Below are 19,355 nucleotides of genomic sequence, written 5' to 3' on the forward strand. Positions count from 1 at the left end.
CTGATCTTTCTTTTCTCGTCATCGCCGGCGCTGTCATCGGCCAAACGCTGAAATCAAGCCGCGCGTCCTCTCGTCAGGCCGCGCGATGCTTCATCACCGGTCAGACGAACGGCTCTTGGTTGGCGATGCCAAGCACCTGCGAGCCGTGGGCACGTACATAGGCGTCCGTGTTGTTGGCGATGTGCGAGCGCCCCTGATGGATGTCGCGAAACACGCGCTCGATGGGATTCGTGCGGAAGGTACCGCTGGCCGCCGTGGCGCGCAGCAGTTCGCTCGCATGAAAGCCCGTGAGTTTGGGCACGTAGGACGCCTGCGCGCGCTGCAGAAGGCGTTCCTCCAGATCGAGCTGCACGCCCGTCTTGGCGGCATTGACGATGCGCGCGTAGTTGCGGAACAGCACCAGCTTCAATTGGTCCAGCGCAATCGTCGCTTCGGTCACCGCCGTCTGCGAGTTCGGATCTTCGGCCGTGCGGTTGCCGTGCTTGCCCACGTGGGCCGTTGCGCGGCGCTTGAACTCGCCGATCGCACCATCGAGCGCGCCAAGACACGACGTCGATACCGCGCGCTGGAACACATGGGTGAACGGAATGCGGAACAGCCAGCTGGTGTTTTCCAAGCGGCCCGGGCAGCCCACGTCGGAATGGTCATTGGTGCGCTGAGTGCGGTGCTCGGGCACGAAGGCGTTCTCGACGACGATGTCGTGCGAGCCGGTGGCGCGCAGGCCCAGTACATCCCAGTTGTCTTCGATGCGGTAGTCAGCCTTGGGCACGAGGAAGGTCACATGCTCCAGCGCGCCGGAGTTATCTTTCTTGGGCAGCAAACCGCCGAGGAACAGCCAGTCGCAGTGCTTGGAGCCGCTCGAGAAGCTCCAGCGGCCGCTGAACTGATAACCGCCTTCGACGGGAACGGCCTTTCCAGTGGGCATATAGGTCGATGCGATCCGCGTGCTGGAATCCTGGCCCCACACGTCCTGCTGAGCCTGCGCCGGAAACAGCGCCAACTGCCATGGGTGCACCCCCACGACACCGAACACCCAGGCCGTGGACATGCAGCCCTTGGCCAGTTCCATCTGAATCGTGTAGAACACGCGTGGATCCATCTCGTAGCCGCCCCAACGCTTGGGCTGCAGCACACGGAAAAAGCCTTCGCGCGTCATCTCCTCGATGGTTTCGTCGCTGATTCGGCCTTCTGTGTCGGCCTTGAACGAGCGCTCTGCCAGCTTGGGTGCCAGGGCCTTGGCCTTTTCGATCATCTCCAGCGCTTCTGGGGTGAGATAGCTCTCCGGTGCGAATTGTTCCGTCACTGCGTTCATTTGCTTGGGTCTCCGTCTCCGCCGTTGATGCGGCTTGGGGTTGATGGCGCTTGATGGGTTGCGTGTCGCCAGTGGAGACGAATGCTCTCACCACGCATGAGGACATTCATCGTCCGAATTGACTAACGGCGACTAGAGAGAAACACGGAGCGTTTGACGCGGCTGCTAGTCCGTGTGTGGGATTCCCGAGCACGGCGATCCGAGCACTCTTCAGGCTCAGGAGACAACCCATGCAAAGCACTGCAGCCACTTTCGACCCCAGGGATTTCCGCCGCGCGCTCGGCATGTTCGGAACGGGCGTGACCATCGTGACCACCCGCGCCGACAACGGCGAACCCATCGGCATCACCGCCAACAGCTTCAATTCGGTCTCACTGGAGCCGCCAATGGTGCTGTGGAGTCTGGCCAAAAACGCGCGCAGCCTGCCGGTTTTCCAGAACGCAAAAACCTTCAACGTACACATCCTCTCGAACGAACAAGAAGCGCTCTCCAACCGCTTCGCCCGCGCGGGCGAGGACAAGTTCTCGGGCCTGCCACTGGATTCAGAGGGCGGCCATGCCCCGCTGCTGCAGGACTGCAGCGCGCGCTTCCAGTGCAAGACCGCGTTCCAATATGACGGCGGCGACCACATCATCTTCGTCGGCGAGGTCACCCACTACGACGCCAACCCGCGCCCTCCGCTGCTCTACGTGACCGGAGGCTACGCCCTCGCCTCGCGGAAATCGGGAGAGATCGCCAGCGAGCCCGCCGCCGACACCAACAGCGCCTACTCGGAAAACCTGATCGGTTATCTGCTTGGCCGTGCGCATTTTCAGGTGCTCAACGGCATCCGCAAGCCCATGTCCGAACAAGGAATGACCGACGCGGATTTCTATGTGATGTCGCTGCTCACCGTGCAACAGCCTCAGACGCCTGAACAGATCGCCTCGCATGTGGCCTACACCGGGATCGATATCGGCAACGTCGCGCTGCAATCGCTGATCGCCAAGGGTCTGCTCGAGGAAAGCCCGCAGCAGCCCAAGGCGTTGCAGCTCACCCAGCAGGGCAATGAATCCATCCTGCATGTGCTGGCGGCGGCCAAGGCGGTGGAGGCCGACATCATCGACAGCCTTGGCGAGATGGAAGTCGCGACGCTGCGCAACCTGCTCAAGAAAGCCATCTCGACCACTGATCCCGGTCTTCCCAAGCTGTGGCAGAGCAAAGCAGCGCAAGTCGCCGAGTGACTCACCCAGCGTCCTAGTCCGTCCAGCCGATGGCATGCATCTTCAACACGGGGAACATGCCCGTCCATCCAATGAAAGCACAAGAGACAAGCACCATGAGCTCCAGCCAGAAATTCTCCATCCCCGAAGGCCATTACGTCGACATCGGCGAGGTTGCGGGCCATCCACAGCGCGTGCACTATCACGAGATGGGCAGCGGCGAGCCGGTGATCTTCCTGCATGGCGCCGGTGGCGGCGCGAGCGGCTACAGCAACTTCAAGGGCAATTACCCCCAGTTCTCGCGCGCGGGTTTTCGCAGCATCGTGCCCGATCTGCTCGGCTACGGCCTGTCCAGCAAGACGGAAGAGCCCAAACAGTACGACCTTGACTTCTTCATCGCGGGCATCAAGGGCCTCGTGGACCAGCTCGGCCTCAAGGGCATCACGCTGCTCGGCAATTCTCTCGGTGGCGCCGTGGCACTCGGCTACGCGCTCAAGCACCCCGAAGACGTCAAGCGACTGATCCTCATGGCGCCCGGCGGCGTTGAAGACCTCGACACCTACCTCGCCATGCCCGGCATCGCCAACATGTTCAGCATCTACAAATCGGGCAAGACCGGTGCCGAGGCCATGCGCTCGGTAATGGAGATGCAGCTGTTCGACAAGACCCTGCTGACCGACGCGATCATCAACGAACGCTCGCCCATCGCCGACACGCAGACCGCTGCCGCGCGCTCGGTGCTCAAGGTGCCAAACATGACCGCGGATCTCCACAAGATCAACGTGCCCGTGCTTGGTTTCTGGGGCGTGAACGACGCGTTCAATCCAGTGGGCGGCGCGACCAAGCTGGTCGATGGCTTGCCCAACTGCCGCGTATCGCTGGTCAACCAGTGCGGCCACTGGGTGCAGGTCGAGCATCAGGACATGTTCAACCGCACCTGCGTGGACTTCCTGCAGCACGGATGAGCCGCGCCCTGCCCCGCCGATCACGCCACCGGAACGCCTTCATGAACCAGACAGACTTCATCGAACAACAGGGCCAGCGCCTGTACGACGCGCTGCGCGAAGCGCGCACGCTCGCGCCGCTGACCGACAGCCATCCCGACATCAGCGTGGACGAGGCCTACTACATCTCCCTGCACATGCTGCGCCTGCGTGAGCAATCGGGTGAACGCGTGATCGGCAAGAAGATCGGCGTGACCTCCAAGCCCGTGCAGGACATGCTCGGCGTGCACCAGCCGGACTTCGGCTTTCTCACCGACAGCATGCAGTTCAAGGACGGCGCGACTATCTCGCTCTCAGAAGAACGCCTGATCCAGCCGCGTGCCGAAGGCGAGATTGCCTTCATGCTCGCCAAAGACCTCAAGGGCCCCGGCATCACCCGCGAGGACGTGCTGGCAGCCACCGCCTGGGTCGCTCCCTGCTTCGAGATCGTCGATTCCCGCATCAACGACTGGAAAATCAAGATCCAGGACACGGTAGCCGACAACGCGAGCTGCGGCGTATTCGTGATCGGCGAGCAGCACACCGATCCGCGATCGCTCGATCTGGCCGCAGTCTCCATGCAGATGTTCAAGAACGGAGAACCCGCTGGCAGCGGCCTCGGCAGCGCCGTGCAGGGCCATCCTGCCGAGGCCGTCGCCTGGCTGGCCAACACGCTGGGCGCATTCGGCATCCCTTTCAAGGCGGGCGAAGTGATTCTCTCGGGCTCGCTCGCGCCACTCGTTCCTGCGGCTGCAGGCGACCGTTTCAAGATGAACATCACGGGCCTCGGAGACTGCTCGATCCAGTTCGCTGCGTGATCATCCGGCCGAGCGCCCGCCATCCGCAACGCAGCGCGAACGCGCGTCCGCGCCCAGCTTCGTTTCTTTGCTTTGCTTTGCTTTGCTTTTCAGGTTCCTTCCTTGAGGTTCAGCGGCTGCTCATGCGGCTGCTGAACCTGTTTTTTTTGGAGTGGCATCCAGCAGCTCATGTCTGACGGCAGCCCCGCTTGACACCAATGCACAAGATGAAAAAAAGCGCCGACCCGCGGCGCTTTGAAAAGGGAGCCGAGACTCCCTCACAGACCTCCAGCCGCCCACCGCGACCAGGATCCACTGAACAACTCTCCCATCACATATACAACATCACCAGGTCGTTGATCACCGAGGGGCGATCATCCTGCCCCACCACGTGGATGTTGATCTCCATGGTCACCTGAGTGCCGCTCCTGACCTGCTCCACCGCCTTCACCCGCGACCGCGCGCGGATCTTGCAGCCGCTGGGAACCGGTGCCGGAAAACGCAGGCGATCCGATCCATAGTTCACGATGTTGGTGAAGTCCGTCACCTCGAAGTCGAGCGGGATGCGCAGCTGGCTGGCCAGCACCTGCACCAGCGCGCCGTGCGCGATGGTGGTGCCGAACGGGCTCTTGGCCTTGGCCTTTTCAGGATCGGTATGGATCCAGTAGTCATCACCCGAAAGCTTGGCAAAGTCGTTGATCACCTCCTGCGAGACGATGAACTCGTTGGACCAAGGGCTGTAGTCGGTCGACACCAGCGACTTCATCGCGTCCAGATCCTTGGCCGATATCTTGCGCTTGGGCGCTTCGGCAACCAGGGCGGAAGCAGCCGCAGCGTTGCCCGCATCCGCCACGCCCTCGGCCGGAATGACCGACGGATGCGCGCTGTTCTGCGGGGTAAAGCGCAGCAGCGTGATCGAACCAGGACGGTCGTCGAACACGGCGCGCAGGGGCATGCCGATCTTCAGCTGTTCGGGTTCCGCGCCGACGATGGTGGTGTTGATGTGCACGCCTTCTTCAAGCTCAACCACGGCGAGGGCCTGGGGCATCTCGTCGGTGAATTCGGGCATCGTGGGGATGCGCGCGATGGTGAAGGTGTAGAGCTTGCCGTGGCCGGACACGCTCTTCCACGCGAGGTTGCGCGAGCCGCAGCTCGGGCAGTGGGTGCGCGGGAAAAACAGCCAGTGTCCCTTGTCGCACTGCTGGATGCGCAGGTCATGCGCCTTGAGGCCGTCCCAGTACGGCGCCGAAATCGCCGTGGGCAGAGGAAGAGGTTTGTTCCATGCCATGTCTTTATGCTCCCCGCAGGATCAGTGCGCCCTGCTCGCTCATCACACCACCCGTGCCCGAAACGTAGGCCAGATCATTGCGGCCCAGTTGGCGCGCACCGGCACGGCCCTGGATCTGATGGATCGCCTCGATCACCTGCGTCATGCCGCCCGCGCTGCCGGACTGGCCGAAACTCAGCTGGCCGCCGTGGGTGTTCATCGGGAAGTTGCCCTTGAAGGTGAAGTCGTGCTCTCGCAGAAAGTCGAGGCCCTTGCCCTTTGCGCAGAAGCCCGCGTCTTCGAGCGTGAGCATCACGGTGATGGTGTAGCAGTCGTAAATCTGCGCCATGTGCATGTCGGACGGCTTCACGCCCGCCATCTGGAAGGCGCGCTGCGATGCGGGGCCGATCGGCGTCTTGAGCATGTCGGCCGCGTAGGTGGGCGATTTGCTGTGCACGTGTTCGCCAGCACCGACGATGCTGACCGGACGATGCCTGGTGTTCTTGGCGCGGTCAGCACGGGTAACGATCATTGCGCCGCCACCGGCTGCGGGCAGCACGATTTCAAGCACGCGCAGCGGCTCTGCCACCATGCGCGAGTTGAGCACGTCGTCCACGGTGATGGGCTTGCCGTAGAACATCGCGTCGGGGTTGTGGCAGGCGTTGAAGCGCTGGTCCACGCAGATGCGCGCCAGCGCCGCCGGGTCGTAGCCGTAGATCGAGGCGTAGCGCTGCGCGATCATCGCGTAGCCGGTGTTCTGCGCCATGTGGCCATAAGGCAGATCGAGTTCGGCCTCGGGTGCGCCATAGCGGGTGCTGTGACCGCCGAAACGGCTGGACTTCATCACCTCGGCCACATGGTCGTCGTGTTCGGAGTACGGCGCCATGCGGGCCGGGATCACGCAGACCACGGTGTCGCACATGCCCATCTCGATGGCGGCCGCAGCGCGCCAGACCATGCCGACGGAACTCGCGCCACCCAGATCAATGACTTCGGCGAAGTTCAGCTGCACGCCCAGATACTCACCGACCATCGCCGGCACGAAGCTGCTTGCCTCGTGAAAGTACGCGCCCGTGGTGATCAGTCCGTCAACCTCGGACAGCTCCATGCCAGCGTCGTCCAGCGCCTTGAGCGTGAGGTCCGAAATCTGTTCCAGATGGAACATCTGCGGGGCCGTCGCGTATTTCTCAGGCTTGTATTGCGCCGCGCCGACGAGCGCCGCCTTTCCTTGCAAACCCATAAGAGTCCCTTTTCAAATTGGTGCATCCATTGTGGGAAAGCTTGCACTTCCAACCATCGTCTGACAAGACTAAGGCAATTACCCGGTGAAAACCCGCAGCCAAGCATCCAAACGTCCGTTCGGACGATGTTGCAAACCCCTTGCGGCGACAAATTCGCCATGGACACGGGCCGCGCACGCAGACACAGCGCATGCCACAACCCGCGCCCACACAAGGAGACACCGTGAAAACAGCCATCGGCATCGGAGCAGCAGCATTGGTCGCATTCGCCTCTGCGCTCGCCTTTGCACCCCGCACCCCACCGCCGCTTGCCCCACTCAGCGTTGGCGCCGAGAAGACCCATTTCAACAGCCTCACCATGGCCGGCAACCGCCTGCTCGCATCGGGCGCCATGGGCGAGATTCTGTACTCTGACGACCAAGGCGCGCACTGGACGCCCGCCCAACGCAATCAGGACCGCCAGGCACTGCTCAACAACATGAGTTTCGCGCCCGATCACAAGACCGGATTCGCCGTCGGCCACGAGAACTGGATTCTGCGTACCCGCGACGGCGGCACCAACTGGGAAGAAATGAACTTCAAGCCCAAGAACGGCGAGCCGCTGATGTCGGTGGCGCGCCTGCCATCGGGCGACTGGGTCAGCGTCGGCGCATTCGGTCGCGCCATCGCCTCCAAGGACGAGGGACATACCTGGGAGCCGCTCGCACTGCCCGCCGAAGTCGAGGACAAGCACCTGAACCGCATCGCCAGCAGCGCCGACGCCAAGCACTGGCTGATCGTCGGCGAGCGCGGCCTCGTGCTGCGCTCTGACGACGGCGCCGTCACCTGGCACGCCGAGCCCGCCTTCTACAACGGCTCGTTCTACAACGCCATGCCCCTCGCCTACGGCGGCTGGCTCATCTACGGCATGCGCGGAAACGTGTACGTGAAGGCCGACGCGCGCGCCGCCTGGGCCAAATCCAGCGTGCCCGCGCCCGTCTCGTTCTTCGGCCACGCGCAACAGGCGGACGGCAGCATCGTGCTGGTGGGCCAAGGCAGCACGCTGGGGATCAGCCACGACAACGGCAAGACCTTCACGCTGCAGCGCGCCAAGGGCCGCGCCACGCTCACTGACGTGGTGCTCACGGACAGAAAAAAGGGCTGGATCGCCAGCGACGCCGGTCTGCAACCCCTGCCAGATCTGGCCAAGACCGACACCGTCGCCAGCCAAGGAACCAAACCATGACCCTCCCTCATCCTGTGACCCGGCTGGACCACTTCATCGCCGCCACCGCAAGGTGGCTGATCCGCTTCAGCGTTCCCATCATCATCCTCACGCTCCTTGCGACCGCGCTGCTGGCCACGTCGGCCATGCGCACTCATCTGGACCCCGGCTTCAACAAGCTGATCCCGCTGCGCCATGACTACATGGGCGCATTCCTCAAGTACTCCAGCACCTTCTCGGGCGCCAACCGCGTGCTGGTGAGCGTGGAGTGGAAGGGCGAAGGCGATATCTACAACAAGGAATTCCTCGAAGCCCTGCGCGGCGTGAACGACGAGGTGTTTTTCACCCCCGGCGTCAATCGCGGACAGGTGTTCTCGCTGTTCACTCCGAACGTGAAGTACATCGAGATCACCGAGGAAGGTTATGTCGGCGAAGTGCTGATCCCCTCGCGCTTCGAGCCCAACGCCGAAGGCCTCGCCAAAGTGCGCTCCAACGTCGCCAAGTCCGGCCAGATCGGCAGCCTCGTGAGCAACGATCTCAAGTCCGCCATGGTGCGCGCCGATCTCCAGGAGGTCGACCCCAAAAGCGGAGAGAAGCTGGACTACCACAAGGTTGCGCAGCGCCTGGAAGAAATCCGCAAGAAATTCGAGAACGACCATATCAAGATCCACATCATCGGTTTCTCCAAGGTGCTCGGCGACGTGATGGACGGCCTGTTCACCGTGATGCTGTTCTTCGTGATCGCCTTCGTCATCACAGCGGTGCTGCTGCGCTTGTACACCCGCTCGACCAACCTCACCGTGGTCGGCCTCGCAGTCGCGCTGCTGCCGGTGATCTGGCTGCTCGGCCTGCTGCCGATTGCGGGCTACGGCATTGACCCGATGTCGATTCTGGTGCCGTTCCTGATCTTTTCCATCGGCGTCTCGCACGCGGTGCAGATGACGGGCGCTTGGAAGCATGACGTGCGCGTCGGTCTCTCCACTAGGCTCGCCGCCGAGAATTCGATCCGCAAACTCGCGATTCCCGGCACGTTGGCGCTGCTCACCAATGCGCTTGGCTTCATGGTGATCATGCTGATCGACATCCCCATCGTGCACGAACTCGGCGTGACCGCCTGCCTCGGCGTGCTGCTGATGATCATCACCAACAAGATATTCCTGCCCGCCTTGCTCGCCCACATCAAGCTGGAGGCGGGTGCCAAGGTGGCGCCCACTTACGACGCCAACGGCCGCAACCCACGCTGGTGGAAGCTCTCGCGACTGGCCGAGCCGCGCCCCGCACTCACCACGCTGGCCATCGCGTTGGTGATTCTGGCGGGCGGCACCTACCTCTCGCGCGGGCTGCTCACCGGCGACGTCGGCACCGGCGCGCCCGAGCTGCGCGCCGAGTCCCGCTACAACCGCGACAACGACAACATCATCAGCCACTACTCCATCGGCATGGACGTGCTCTCGGTCTACGCGGTCGCGCAGAACGTGGAAGAGCCCTGCATCGACTGGTCGGTGATGAACGCGGTGGAGCGCTTTCAAGGCCGCATGAGCCGTGTTGATGGCGTGCAGTCGGTCACCACCTCCGCCGCACTCGCCAAGATTGCGGCCGCTGGCAACAACGAAGGCAACCCGCGCTGGGCGGCGCTGCAGCGCACCGATGCCGCACTGCGCTCGGGCATCAAGGTGCTCGTGCCGGACCTGGGCCTGAATACCGAGAGCTGCCGCATCGTCAACATGCAGATATTCCTGAAAGATCACGAAGGCGCCACGCTCACGCATGTGGTCAACGAGGTCAAGAGGTTCATCGCAGACGACAAGACCGCAACCGTTAGTTTCGAGCTCGCCGGTGGCAACGCTGGCGTGGCCGCCGCCACCAACGAAGCAGTGGAACACGCCGAAGTGCAGATGCTCGCATCGATCTTCGGCGCCATCACGCTGCTGTGCTGGCTCACCTTCCGCAGCTGGCGCGCGGTGCTCTGCATCATCGTGCCTCTGGCCATCGTGTCCATCCTCTGCAACGCGCTGATGGCCGTGCTCGGCATCGGCCTCAAGGTCCCCACCCTGCCGGTGATCGCACTCGGCGTGGGCGTGGGCGTGGACTACGGCATCTACCTGTTCGAGAGCATGCAGCACGCCCTGCGCGACAAGCACACCACACTGCGTGAAGCCTTCTACGAAGCCATGCGCCAGCGCGGCAACGCGGCCATCTTCACGGCGGTGACCATGTCCATCGGCGTCGGCACCTGGGCGTTCTCCGCACTCAAGTTCCAGGCCGACATGGGCATCCTGCTGGCCTTCATGTTTCTCGTGAACATGCTGGGCGCCATCTTCCTGCTGCCCGCCATGGCCTGCTGGTTGAACGTGGAGGCCGCCGAAGCCAAGTCCCCCGCCCGCCACGATCCTCACGCAGCCGATACGGCAACGGCAAGCATCCCGCACCTGCCCACCGGCGGCGGTCACATGCCCCAGCCCGAACCACAAACCTCGGTCAACACCAAGGCCCTATGATGCACAGCCAGCGCCCTCCTCCATCAAGCCGCTGCGGCGGGAGCATGCGCTGGCTCCGATAGTCGCCGCCGCTGGCGCCCAACCACGCGACCCATCGAAAATTGCTCGCCGCGGCCACAATTTGTTTTACCTCCAAAAAACTGGGCTATAATCGCAGTCTTGCAATTGACGAGGCGCCCGCAAGGCAAATCAACGATGCAACCTGTGTGGGACGTTAGCTCAGTTGGTAGAGCAGCGGACTTTTAATCCGTTGGTCACAAGTTCGAATCTTGTACGTCCTACCAACAACACGGCGTAAAGCCTAAAAAGCCTGCTTCTGAAAAGATAGCAGGCTTTTTTGTTTTTCGATATTTTATGAGACGAGTATGAGACATGTCTCATATACAGTGTTTTGAGTTCAAGCCACCGGCCCAGCTTCAAACACATCGACCGGTGCCAGCCTGAGCAACTGCTTCGCCTCTTCCACGGTTCCCGCAAGCCACAGATCCACGTCGCCCTGCTCGATCGGTATCACGCTGCGCTTGTCCTGCTGATCGGCCGCCAACTTCGGATCTGGCTTGTGCATGCGGCGCATGAGCGGGTGGCTGTCTGCATTGATTGTCAGCATCGTGTAGCTCTCGAAGACTTCGCCGCTCTCGCGATCCACCCACTGATTCCAAAGTCCCGCCAAGCTCCACGGCGTGCCGTCTGCGCGGCGAAAGCGCCACCACTCGTTTTTTCCGCTCTCCCAGTTCGGCTCATCGAATGAGGTCGCAGGGATCACGCACCGCTGGCCCCGCGCCCATGCCAATTTGAACGCGGCTTTGTCCGCGATCTCTTCCGAGCGTGCGTTGTTCGTGCTGTACGGCAACGTGGCCGACTTGGCCCACGGCGGGATCAATGCCCACTGCCCGACCACCAGTTCGCGCGAGTAATCCGGATCGTCTACAGCACGCCGAATGAACGGGCCCTGACCACGCGGGAAGATCTCGAGCACGCGTGGGTCGTCCCACCAACGGTTCGGGTTCTTGCTGCCGATGTTCCAAAACTCCTCGATCTCGCGTTCGCCTGGTGCGTAATACCTGTTGCACATAGAGCCTCCTGTTTCGGGGTCAGCCATTTGCAATATACTGTATATATGCACAGTATTTCGCAGCCTCTCGAAATCTCTCCGACCCCCGCCCTTTTATCATTGGCAGGCTGTTCTGTGCGCGCCGGTTTTCCATCCCCGGCCGAGGACTTCGCCGCCAAGCGAATCGATCTGACAACGGTGCTGGTCAAGCATCCGCAGGCAACGTTCTTGCTCCGTGTTGCCGGCGACTCAATGAAGGAAGCAGGCATAGATGATGGCGATCTGATCGTTGTCGACAAAGCCCTGACTGCGGCCCATGGGTGCATCGTTGTCGCAATCATCGACGGCGAGTTCACCGTCAAATACCTGCACCAACGGTTCGGCTGCGTGAAGCTGCGCGCTGCGAATCCAACCTTCCCCGATATAGTCCCGAAGGATGGCCAGACCATTGAACTCTGGGGCGTTGTGACGTCGTGCATCAAGCGCTTTGTGGGCGGCTAGGGAGTTTTGGCATGCCGCGCAGACATCGCTTACCACGTAGCATCGACTTCCCGGGCGATCCCCTGATCTATTCTTACCCCGAACACTTGCGGGAGCAGCTGACGGGGTTGCCCGCTGCGCCCGGGGTTTATCTGTTCCATGGGGATGCGTCGTTTTCCATGCCCCTGTACATTGGCAAGAGCGTTAATATCCGCTCCCGTGTCATGGCGCATTTACGCACGCCCGCCGAGGCCGCGATGCTTCGCCAAGCCGTGCGCATCAGTTTCATCCGAACCGCCGGGGAGATCGGCGCTCTGCTCCTCGAGGCTCAACTCATCAAACAGCATCAGCCTCTGCACAACCGAAAACTGCGGCGCAACCGTCTGCTGTGCACCATCAGCCTTCAAGACGGCGTGCCGATTGTTTTGTCGTCCCGCGATGTGGACTTTGCTTCAACCCCGGATCTGTTTGGGCTGTTTTCTTCCCGGCGGGCGGCGTTGGAAGCCCTGCATGCCTTGGCAGACATGAACAAGCTTTGCTATGGGGTTCTGGGCCTCGAGCGCGTACCGAACGGGCGGCCGTGTTTCAGGAGCATGATCAAGATGTGCCTTGGCGCGTGCAATGGTGCAGAGTCACGCGCCGAGCATGACGCACGCCTTGTACAAGCGCTGGAAGCGTTGCGCGTAGCGACGTGGCCATTCAAGGGCGCCGTGGGTCTCGTGGAATCGTTTGACGGCGACGAAGAGATTCTGGTCGTGAACAACTGGTGCTTTTTAGGAGCGGCCAAAAACAGGCAAGAGGCCAAGCTGCTGGGCAAAGTAGCGCGCGGCTTTGACGCTGACGGCTACAAGGTGCTGTGTAAACCAATCATGCAACAGGCGATCAAGATCATTGCGCTGTGAGCGCGCAGGCACCCCGTCCACCACACCGAGGATTTTTGTAGATGTACGCCCTTGTCGACGGCAACAATTTCTACGCCTCATGCGAGCGCGTATTCCGCCCCTCGCTGCACGGGCGCCCCCTCATCGTGCTGTCAAACAACGACGGGTGCGCGATTGCCCGGTCGAATGAAGCGAAGGAGTTGGGCGTGAAGATGGGCGCGCCATGGTTCCAGATCCGGCATCTCGGAGATTCGGCGGGCCTGGTGGCGTTGTCAGCAAACTTCCCGCTGTACGGCGACATGTCGGATCGCATGATGTCGATCGCTGCAGGCCTCGGTCCCACGCAAGAAATCTACTCGATCGACGAGTCGTTCATCGGCCTTCAAGGCGTGCGCAACGTGACACGCCGCGCGTGGGCCATCCGCGCCCGGATTCTGAAATGGATCGGCATCCCCTGTGGCATCGGTATCGGCGCCACGAAGACGCTGGCCAAGCTCGCGAACCACATCGCGAAGTCAGCAGAGCGCAAGCCCGGCAGCTACCCGGCAAAACTCGCACAAGTCTGCAACCTCACGGAACTCGCCCCCGACGAACTGCAGCGCATTCTGCTGGTGACTCCTGTCACCGATGTGTGGGGTGTGGGGCGGCGGATCGGCGCAAGCCTGATGGAGCAAGGTGTGAGCAATGTAGAGGATCTGCGTCGGCTTGACGCTGCCATGGTGCGCATGCGCTGGGGTGTTGTGCTCGAGCGCACTGTCCGCGAGCTGCAAGGCCAAAGCTGCATTACCCTTGACGACGCTCCGGCGCCAAAGCAGATGATTGCGTGCACGCGGTCCTTTGGTAAGACCGTCACAGACTTGCCTCCGCTGCTCGAGGCAGTGAGTGAGTTCGCGACAAGGGCGGCGGAGAAATTGCGCAAGCAAGACGGCCGCGCCGGACAGATCCAGGTCTTCGCGCACACATCGCCGCACCGGCCCGGGCCGCGCTTCTCGCGCTCGATCATCGTGCCACTCGTGCGACCAACAGCAGACACGCGCCAGCTTGTGCAAGCAGCGTGCAGGGGCATCGAGCGCATCTACGTTCCGGGGTTCGATCTGATCAAGGCCGGCGTGATCTTGATGGATCTGATCGGACCGGAGGTCCAGCAGTGCGAACTCGGGTTCGACGAGCCAGAAGCACGCGATCACACCCGCCTGATGAGCGCGCTGGATGCAGTTAATGCCCGATTCGGAAAAGGCTCGATCCATGTCGCGGCGACTGGCCAAGAACGGCCGGCTCGCGAATGGGGGATGAAGCAAGAGCGCCGCACGCCGCACTACACGACGTGTATCGACGACATCCCAATCGCGCGAGCTTGAAAAAGCAATGCAGAACGACCACCCAACCCTATTGCGCATGCCGCGCTGGCTCGGCTATCAAGAAGAGCGAACCCTCCCTGGCGAGATTGGTGACTACGAGGTGCGCCAGATCCAGCCGGACTGGCTGGCCGTTGTGCGCAAGGCAGACGGAGCAAGGATCTACGAAGGCATTGGGCCGGTAGAGCTGCTCCGTTCGCCAGCACCGTTTTGAAACAGCTGTCCGCTACGTCAGCAGGCCATTCTTCAGCGCGTAGTACGTGAGATCACTATTCGATGTGAGGCCCATTTTTTCCAGAAGTCGCGTGCGGTAGGTGCTCACCGTCTTGACACTCAGGCCCAGGTTATCCGCAATTTCACCTGCCTTGTCACCGCTCGCCAGCTTGAGGAAAACCACCGACTCGCGTTCAGATAGAAGCTCGTGGGCGAGCTTGTCTGACTTGCGATTCATGTTCTGAGCCAGCAAATTTGCGACCTTTTGACTGACGTACCGTCCATTGAGGGCAATCTTGCGAATGGCTTCCGCCAACTCGTCAGGCGAACAACTTTTGTTCAGATATCCTCGAACGCCCTGTCTGAATACATTGACGGCGTAATGCTCTTCAGGGTGCCCTGTAAAAATCAGAATTGGGATGTTTGGAGCGACTTCCTGTATGCGTGTGATCGCATCAACGCCACTGCCATCGGGCAAGACTAGATCAAGTATCAAGACGTCGGGAATTTGCTTCGTTACCAGAGCAATTGCACCACTGACGGTTGCCGCCTCGCCCACACATCTGAAATCCACATGTTCTGACAGATACTGTTTGATGCTCGATCTCAGAATTCCGTGATCGTCCACAATCATAATTTGTATCATTTGGGTCCCCTCAAAAGCATGGTGTAAGCTATGGCGCTGATTTTGAGCTTTAAATTTGCACGCTGCGTGTAGGCCGCTATGCCGTGAACAAGCTTTGGAATGAGGTCGATCCATGTCGCTTCAGCATGCCAAGAACGGCCCGCTCCCGAATGAGGGGGCACAACAAGAGACCGCAAGCCTCCCTACGCAACGTGCATTGACGACGACCTCATTGCGCGAGCTTGACCCAAATGCTTCAAGTTGCGTTAACATTTCCCGGCACAAAATTCAAAAACGGGGGGCACTTGCCAATAGAACTCTTGCGCACCATCAAAAACTCGACCCTGCCGCTCGAGTTGACGGACAGTGCCAGCATTGACAAAGCGCGCGTCCTATTTGCCTCTGGGATGATTGAAGCCAACATCTCCGCCCCCGAAGATCCGGTCCAAAAAGCGATCATCTTCAACCTCACCAATCTAGGCCTGATCGCCACACACGTCGGCGAAAACCCCAACGAACTCTAGGATCGCCTTGGCCATGACGCGGCGGCCGGAACTTCCGCCCCACGTTTTCACGAGCCATGCAAAAGCAAAGGCCCGCCAAAAATGACGGGCCTTTCGTTGCGCGCAGTTCAGATTACAGCGACGGACACATCCGCCACTGCGGCATCACCACCGGCCGCTCACGCTTGATCAGCCGCCGCACGAACCCTCGAGCGATCACCAGCGCCACGCGCGGGCGCGACACCGATTCGACGTTCGGATCGACAGGCGTCGGCGGTCGCTGCTCGAGAAGCGAGGCGCCGAAGCGAAACACGGCACCAACCGCGCGACCGACGCCGGTGCACACGGTTGTCACGACGCCGACGGCCATGGCGCAAGCGATGGCAGCAATTGCAAAGATGCGGGATGTGCGCAAATCAGATCTCCTGAAACGGTTGTGCCGCGGCTCGCGGCGGGATGCCCTGGCCATGACGGGAAATCGAATCAGGCTGATGGGTTGTCCGAGCGCGGCGTGCCAGCCAGATCGGCGGCGGCGTCGGCATCGGTCAGCACCGGGCGGGCCAAGTCATCGCGCAGGCGGAAGCCCAGCAGTTCGTACACCTTGTCCACGGCTTGTGTGTACGCTTCCTGGCGGCCACGCTCAGCGGAATGCTGCGCGTGGTCGATGGCGCCGTAGTTGATGCCGGCGACCTTGGTGCCGTTTCGCAGAACCAGCACACAGAAGGTGACTTGCTCCAATGGCTCCAGATCACCACCATCGTCCCGTGGGAGTTCCGTTCCCACATACGTCTCGTTGAGAATCGCTCCGTAGCGGCCATCCGCTCCGGTGAAGTAGTGCTTGCTGACGATCTCGGCCTCGATGTCAGCCGGCGTCACGCGCGGCGCGCTGCTGGCCTTGGTCTGAATCTCGCGCTCCAGGGAGTCTGGACCGGGGTCGATGACGGGGAGCGTGATAGGCGCTGGCGCGCCCGCTTCTCCTGGATGCAGTGCATCGAGCACTATCTTCATTCCTGCTGCGATCTGACGCGCTTGATGGGGCTGCTCGGCCAAGCAGGATGCGGCGCCCGACACCAATGCGTATTCCAGCCGCTCGCGTTGGCTGGGTTCACTGTCCGTGCTCGGTGCAGTACTTGCATTCTTCTCGGCCGCCTCGGTCTTTGCTGCCTGCCCCTTCTGGTAGGGCATCCACTCGCAATAGTAGCCATTGGCGGGGCACGAATCGCCGTCCTGCACAAGGGGAACGCTCGTGCGCGAGTGCGCATTTCCATTCGCATCCATCACGGACAAGTTGACCACGCTGTCGCTCCAGACTCGCGCAATGATGGCTGCGTACGGCTGGCCATCCGGGTGGCGGACGAAGCTCGCTTCTCCCGTGCGCTCACAGGGATGAAACAATACGACTCGCCCAACAGTGGGCTTGATGATTGGATTGGTCATTGAGAATTTCCAGTGGCACCAGCATCCGGCTGGCTCGGTTTGGTCAATGCGTCGTAGCTGCGCTCGCAGGTCAGTCCTGCGGCGTGGGCTGCGTCAGCGAACTCCGCCAGTTCTCCCGCTCGCTCATCAGCCCTTGTGAACATGTCGGCAAGCAGATCGAGGGCGTCTCCGGTTGCCGGGCCTGAGGGGGCAGCACCGGGATGCTGGGCGGCTCTGGCGGCGGCGCGATAACGGGCAACTTCGGCGAGCAGGCGCTCGCGCTCAGTGAGAGCAGCAGCAGCGTCACGCCGCGCAAGGTCAATGCGGGTTTGGCCATCTCGGGCCTCCTTGTCGATACGGGTTCGCCACGTTGATTCGGTGGCGCGGAATGCGCGCTCGGCGGCGGCGGTCTTTTCGCGAATCTCGCTGAGCACGACGGCGTAGTGCGCATGCACGGCTTGCTCAGCGGCATGCACACGGGAGAGATGCCACCATGAGCCGAGGCCGATGAGCACGGCCAGCACGATGGTGGTGATGATGAGCTTGGCTTGGGAGAACATCAGAGGCCTCGCCACCAGTACCACCACATGGCCCAGAAAACGAGACTCATGTTCAGCACATCCCGTGCGGATGGCCGCTGCAGAATGTGGACACGAAGATGCCCACACCAACGGCCGCGATCAGGGCGATGACGCCCAAGGCAATGAGAGCTTTTTTCACGATGGTTCCTTTGCGGTGGCGATGGACTCGGTGCACCGCGCGGGAGCCACATTCCCCACGCGGTGATCAATCCAGCCCACCACGAAGGTCGGCTGGTTCAAGCTCATGTAGTGCGTGGCTTGCTGGGCGTCCATCAGCTTCAGCACCAGCTCGCAGGCCTTTGCCCTGCCGCGCTTGCGCTCGAGCGCGCGATACGCATCGAGGGTGCGCGGGCCTATCCGGCCGTCTGCAGTCACCGACGGGAAGTCAGCGCCGCCGCGACTGAGGTGATTGAGCGCGGTCTGGAGCCAGCGCGCGGAACGTGAAGGGCCTGCGTTGACTCCGGCATCGACGAGCTTTTCGCCGACGGCTGGCGACATTGCAATCACGCGATCGAAGCCGGGCTTCTCGATGTAGTCGGCTGCGTACACCTCAGCCGCGAATTCGCGCGGCAGGGCGCGCATGTCGCCGTCGAAGCCGTACGCGCGGGCCACCTGTTCGGTGATGCCGTGGTTCGTTGCACCGCCGGGATCCTTGGGATCATTGACGTAGCCCTTCTCAACAGAGAAGACTGCACCGATGATCGCGAGCACGACAACACCAAGCGATCCCCAGACTTTGCTGCTGGGGCTGCTGGGCGCGCTCATTCGTCGGCCTCCAGCTTGGCCATGTCGGTGACCGGCACGGGGCGACCTTGCGACTTGCGCTCTTCTTCGCGGAGGTAGTCACGGCGCCACTTCCAAATCAAATACGCTGCTTGCAGCACGGCAAAGCCAATGGCTGCAACGACCGCCCAATCGCTCAGGGGAAGGCCAGCGATGCGAGCACTGGAAGAGACCACCGCACTTGGAGCGGTCTGTGCAGCGGCGACGGCGAGATCCTGCTTCTGCTGAGCACTGAGGTGCTGGTGGATGCCCATCAGAGCAAGCAAGGAGACGAGGACTTTTTTCATGACTCGGATGATTCCGGGTCATGCCCTTGGCGTCGAACCCTAGACGGGGTGACGCTGTCGTATCATCGATCCATGACGCAGCAAAAAGCCGTCTCGCTTCTTTGTCTGGTGGATCGATTTCTGGTCCAGCATGAATGCGATTACGCTGTTCTGTTTGGGATGCATCGGCTACGCGCTGAGTTGGGTCGTCTCGTTGTTTTTCGAAATCCCGGTCGCCACAGTTTTTGCGTACTTGGTTGTCGGTCCGTTCCTGCTTGCATTAATTGCAGCGGCGCTCATGTTCGTGGTTGCGCTCATCATCAAGCTGCTGCGCTGAGGCTCACGCGCGCTGCTGAGCCGCCCAGCGGAACAGCTCGTCGACCTGCTCGGAAGTCAAGCCAAGCACTGAGCCGACGGTCGTCACAGTCTCGCTGTCACGCAGCCAGTCTTTTGCGTCGTCGAGCGCCGCGTCGACACGGTCGGCAAGTTCGCCCTGCGGCAGCGCCGCGCGCCAAGCGAGCGTCAGTGCCAGCAGGTTGTCGTCGGGTTGCGCCTCATCCGTTTCGAGCAGCCGCAGCAAGCCAGACTCGAGCACATGGCGCTTGAGCGCGAGACGCCCCGCCCAGCGTGGCACCTCAGCTGGCACTGGATCGGCTTCGGCCGCGCGTTGTTCGGCGGTCTTCATTTGGGACCAATC

General features: G+C 61.7%; 23 protein-coding genes and 1 tRNA gene. 12 read left to right on the forward strand and 12 right to left on the reverse strand.

Translation table 11 applies throughout. The features are described 5' to 3' along the window. Positions 1 to 100: 100 nt before the first annotated feature. On the reverse strand, positions 101 to 1,312 hold the full coding sequence (locus ISG32_RS21425) for an acyl-CoA dehydrogenase family protein (RefSeq protein WP_194773060.1): 1,212 nt from the start codon (positions 1,310 to 1,312) through the stop codon (positions 101 to 103). Positions 1,313 to 1,542: 230 nt separating this feature from the next. Between ISG32_RS21425 and ISG32_RS21430 the strand changes: the two genes are divergently transcribed. The 3 genes from ISG32_RS21430 (at position 1,543) to ISG32_RS21440 (ending at position 4,315) form a co-directional block, all read left to right on the forward strand. Then, entirely contained in the window at positions 1,543 to 2,535 is a 993-nt protein-coding gene (locus ISG32_RS21430) for a flavin reductase (protein WP_194773061.1), read from the forward strand. Between the two features lie 95 nt (positions 2,536 to 2,630). Next, entirely contained in the window at positions 2,631 to 3,479 is an 849-nt protein-coding gene (locus tag ISG32_RS21435; RefSeq protein ID WP_194773062.1) for an alpha/beta fold hydrolase, read from the forward strand. Between the two features lie 41 nt (positions 3,480 to 3,520). Next, positions 3,521 to 4,315, forward strand: coding sequence for a fumarylacetoacetate hydrolase family protein (locus ISG32_RS21440; protein WP_194773063.1), 795 nt, complete (start codon positions 3,521 to 3,523; stop codon positions 4,313 to 4,315). Between the two features lie 310 nt (positions 4,316 to 4,625). Here the strand turns inward: ISG32_RS21440 and ISG32_RS21445 are convergent, their stop codons facing one another. Further along, entirely contained in the window at positions 4,626 to 5,582 is a 957-nt protein-coding gene (locus ISG32_RS21445) for a bifunctional OB-fold nucleic acid binding domain-containing protein/MaoC family dehydratase (protein ID WP_194773064.1), read from the reverse strand. A 4-nt stretch (positions 5,583 to 5,586) separates the two neighbouring features. Then, positions 5,587 to 6,801, reverse strand: a complete 1,215-nt coding sequence (locus ISG32_RS21450; protein ID WP_194773065.1) for a thiolase family protein — start codon at positions 6,799 to 6,801, stop codon at positions 5,587 to 5,589. 224 nt (positions 6,802 to 7,025) lie between these two features. Here ISG32_RS21450 and ISG32_RS21455 point away from each other — a divergent pair, with 224 nt between their 5' ends. From ISG32_RS21455 to ISG32_RS21465, 3 genes are all read left to right on the forward strand, one after another. Next, a complete protein-coding gene (locus ISG32_RS21455) occupies positions 7,026 to 8,027 on the forward strand; it encodes a WD40/YVTN/BNR-like repeat-containing protein (protein WP_194773066.1) in 1,002 nt (333 codons plus the stop codon). Beyond that, positions 8,024 to 10,504 (forward strand): efflux RND transporter permease subunit, encoded by a 2,481-nt coding sequence (locus ISG32_RS21460; RefSeq protein WP_194773067.1) that lies wholly within the window; start codon positions 8,024 to 8,026, stop codon positions 10,502 to 10,504. Before ISG32_RS21455 ends, ISG32_RS21460 begins: the two co-directional genes overlap by 4 nt. A 208-nt stretch (positions 10,505 to 10,712) precedes the next feature. Beyond that, positions 10,713 to 10,788 (forward strand) — tRNA-Lys (locus ISG32_RS21465). Positions 10,789 to 10,901: 113 nt separating this feature from the next. Here ISG32_RS21465 and ISG32_RS21470 read toward each other — a convergent pair. Continuing rightward, complete coding sequence (locus ISG32_RS21470) at positions 10,902 to 11,576, reverse strand: SOS response-associated peptidase (protein ID WP_194773068.1); 675 nt, start codon at positions 11,574 to 11,576, stop codon at positions 10,902 to 10,904. 45 nt (positions 11,577 to 11,621) lie between these two features. On the opposite strand from ISG32_RS21470, the gene ISG32_RS21475 reads away from it, so the two are divergent. Genes ISG32_RS21475 through ISG32_RS21490 form a run of 4 tightly spaced genes read left to right on the forward strand, consistent with a single transcriptional unit; the run spans position 11,622 to position 14,485 of the window. Continuing rightward, positions 11,622 to 12,056 (forward strand): LexA family protein, encoded by a 435-nt coding sequence (locus ISG32_RS21475; protein ID WP_194773069.1) that lies wholly within the window; start codon positions 11,622 to 11,624, stop codon positions 12,054 to 12,056. Positions 12,057 to 12,067: 11 nt separating this feature from the next. After that, positions 12,068 to 12,937, forward strand: a complete 870-nt coding sequence (gene cho, locus ISG32_RS21480) for an excinuclease Cho (protein WP_194773070.1) — start codon at positions 12,068 to 12,070, stop codon at positions 12,935 to 12,937. Positions 12,938 to 12,978: 41 nt separating this feature from the next. Further along, the gene (locus tag ISG32_RS21485; RefSeq protein WP_194773071.1) at positions 12,979 to 14,274 is read left to right on the forward strand and encodes a Y-family DNA polymerase; all 1,296 of its coding nucleotides are present in this window, start codon (positions 12,979 to 12,981) and stop codon (positions 14,272 to 14,274) included. Positions 14,275 to 14,281: 7 nt separating this feature from the next. Next, positions 14,282 to 14,485: a hypothetical protein gene (locus tag ISG32_RS21490; protein ID WP_194773072.1), complete on the forward strand. Its 204-nt coding sequence runs from the start codon at positions 14,282 to 14,284 to the stop codon at positions 14,483 to 14,485. 12 nt (positions 14,486 to 14,497) lie between these two features. On the opposite strand, the gene ISG32_RS21495 is transcribed toward ISG32_RS21490, so the two are convergent. Then, on the reverse strand, positions 14,498 to 15,130 hold the full coding sequence (locus ISG32_RS21495) for a response regulator (RefSeq protein ID WP_194773212.1): 633 nt from the start codon (positions 15,128 to 15,130) through the stop codon (positions 14,498 to 14,500). Positions 15,131 to 15,429: 299 nt separating this feature from the next. Between ISG32_RS21495 and ISG32_RS21500 the strand changes: the two genes are divergently transcribed. Next, on the forward strand, positions 15,430 to 15,633 hold the full coding sequence (locus ISG32_RS21500; protein ID WP_194773073.1) for a hypothetical protein: 204 nt from the start codon (positions 15,430 to 15,432) through the stop codon (positions 15,631 to 15,633). 112 nt (positions 15,634 to 15,745) lie between these two features. Here the strand turns inward: ISG32_RS21500 and ISG32_RS21505 are convergent, their stop codons facing one another. From ISG32_RS21505 to ISG32_RS21525, 6 genes are all read right to left on the reverse strand, one after another. Beyond that, positions 15,746 to 16,027 (reverse strand): hypothetical protein, encoded by a 282-nt coding sequence (locus tag ISG32_RS21505; protein ID WP_194773074.1) that lies wholly within the window; start codon positions 16,025 to 16,027, stop codon positions 15,746 to 15,748. A gap of 68 nt (positions 16,028 to 16,095) precedes the next feature. Continuing rightward, a complete protein-coding gene (locus ISG32_RS21510) occupies positions 16,096 to 16,908 on the reverse strand; it encodes a Gp49 family protein (RefSeq protein ID WP_323745976.1) in 813 nt (270 codons plus the stop codon). Between the two features lie 137 nt (positions 16,909 to 17,045). Continuing rightward, a complete protein-coding gene (locus ISG32_RS21515) occupies positions 17,046 to 17,588 on the reverse strand; it encodes a DUF2514 family protein (RefSeq protein WP_194773075.1) in 543 nt (180 codons plus the stop codon). A gap of 52 nt (positions 17,589 to 17,640) precedes the next feature. Further along, positions 17,641 to 17,748 carry a YdgA family protein gene (locus tag ISG32_RS27645; RefSeq protein WP_228529996.1) on the reverse strand — a complete coding sequence of 36 codons (108 nt, stop codon included), beginning with the start codon at positions 17,746 to 17,748 and terminating at the stop codon, positions 17,641 to 17,643. Beyond that, entirely contained in the window at positions 17,745 to 18,374 is a 630-nt protein-coding gene (locus ISG32_RS21520; protein WP_194773076.1) for a glycoside hydrolase family 108 protein, read from the reverse strand. The genes ISG32_RS27645 and ISG32_RS21520 overlap by 4 nt, the downstream gene beginning before the upstream one ends. After that, a complete protein-coding gene (locus ISG32_RS21525; RefSeq protein WP_194773077.1) occupies positions 18,371 to 18,679 on the reverse strand; it encodes a phage holin family protein in 309 nt (102 codons plus the stop codon). Before ISG32_RS21525 ends, ISG32_RS21520 begins: the two co-directional genes overlap by 4 nt. Positions 18,680 to 18,809: 130 nt before the next feature. Here ISG32_RS21525 and ISG32_RS21530 point away from each other — a divergent pair, with 130 nt between their 5' ends. Then, on the forward strand, positions 18,810 to 18,995 hold the full coding sequence (locus ISG32_RS21530) for a hypothetical protein (protein ID WP_194773078.1): 186 nt from the start codon (positions 18,810 to 18,812) through the stop codon (positions 18,993 to 18,995). Positions 18,996 to 18,998: 3 nt separating this feature from the next. On the opposite strand, the gene ISG32_RS21535 is transcribed toward ISG32_RS21530, so the two are convergent. Continuing rightward, positions 18,999 to 19,343: a hypothetical protein gene (locus ISG32_RS21535; protein ID WP_194773079.1), complete on the reverse strand. Its 345-nt coding sequence runs from the start codon at positions 19,341 to 19,343 to the stop codon at positions 18,999 to 19,001. Between the last annotated feature and the right edge of the window lie 12 nt (positions 19,344 to 19,355).

Source organism: Diaphorobacter caeni (assembly GCF_015354245.1).
Taxonomy (GTDB): domain Bacteria; phylum Pseudomonadota; class Gammaproteobacteria; order Burkholderiales; family Burkholderiaceae_C; genus Diaphorobacter_A; species Diaphorobacter_A caeni.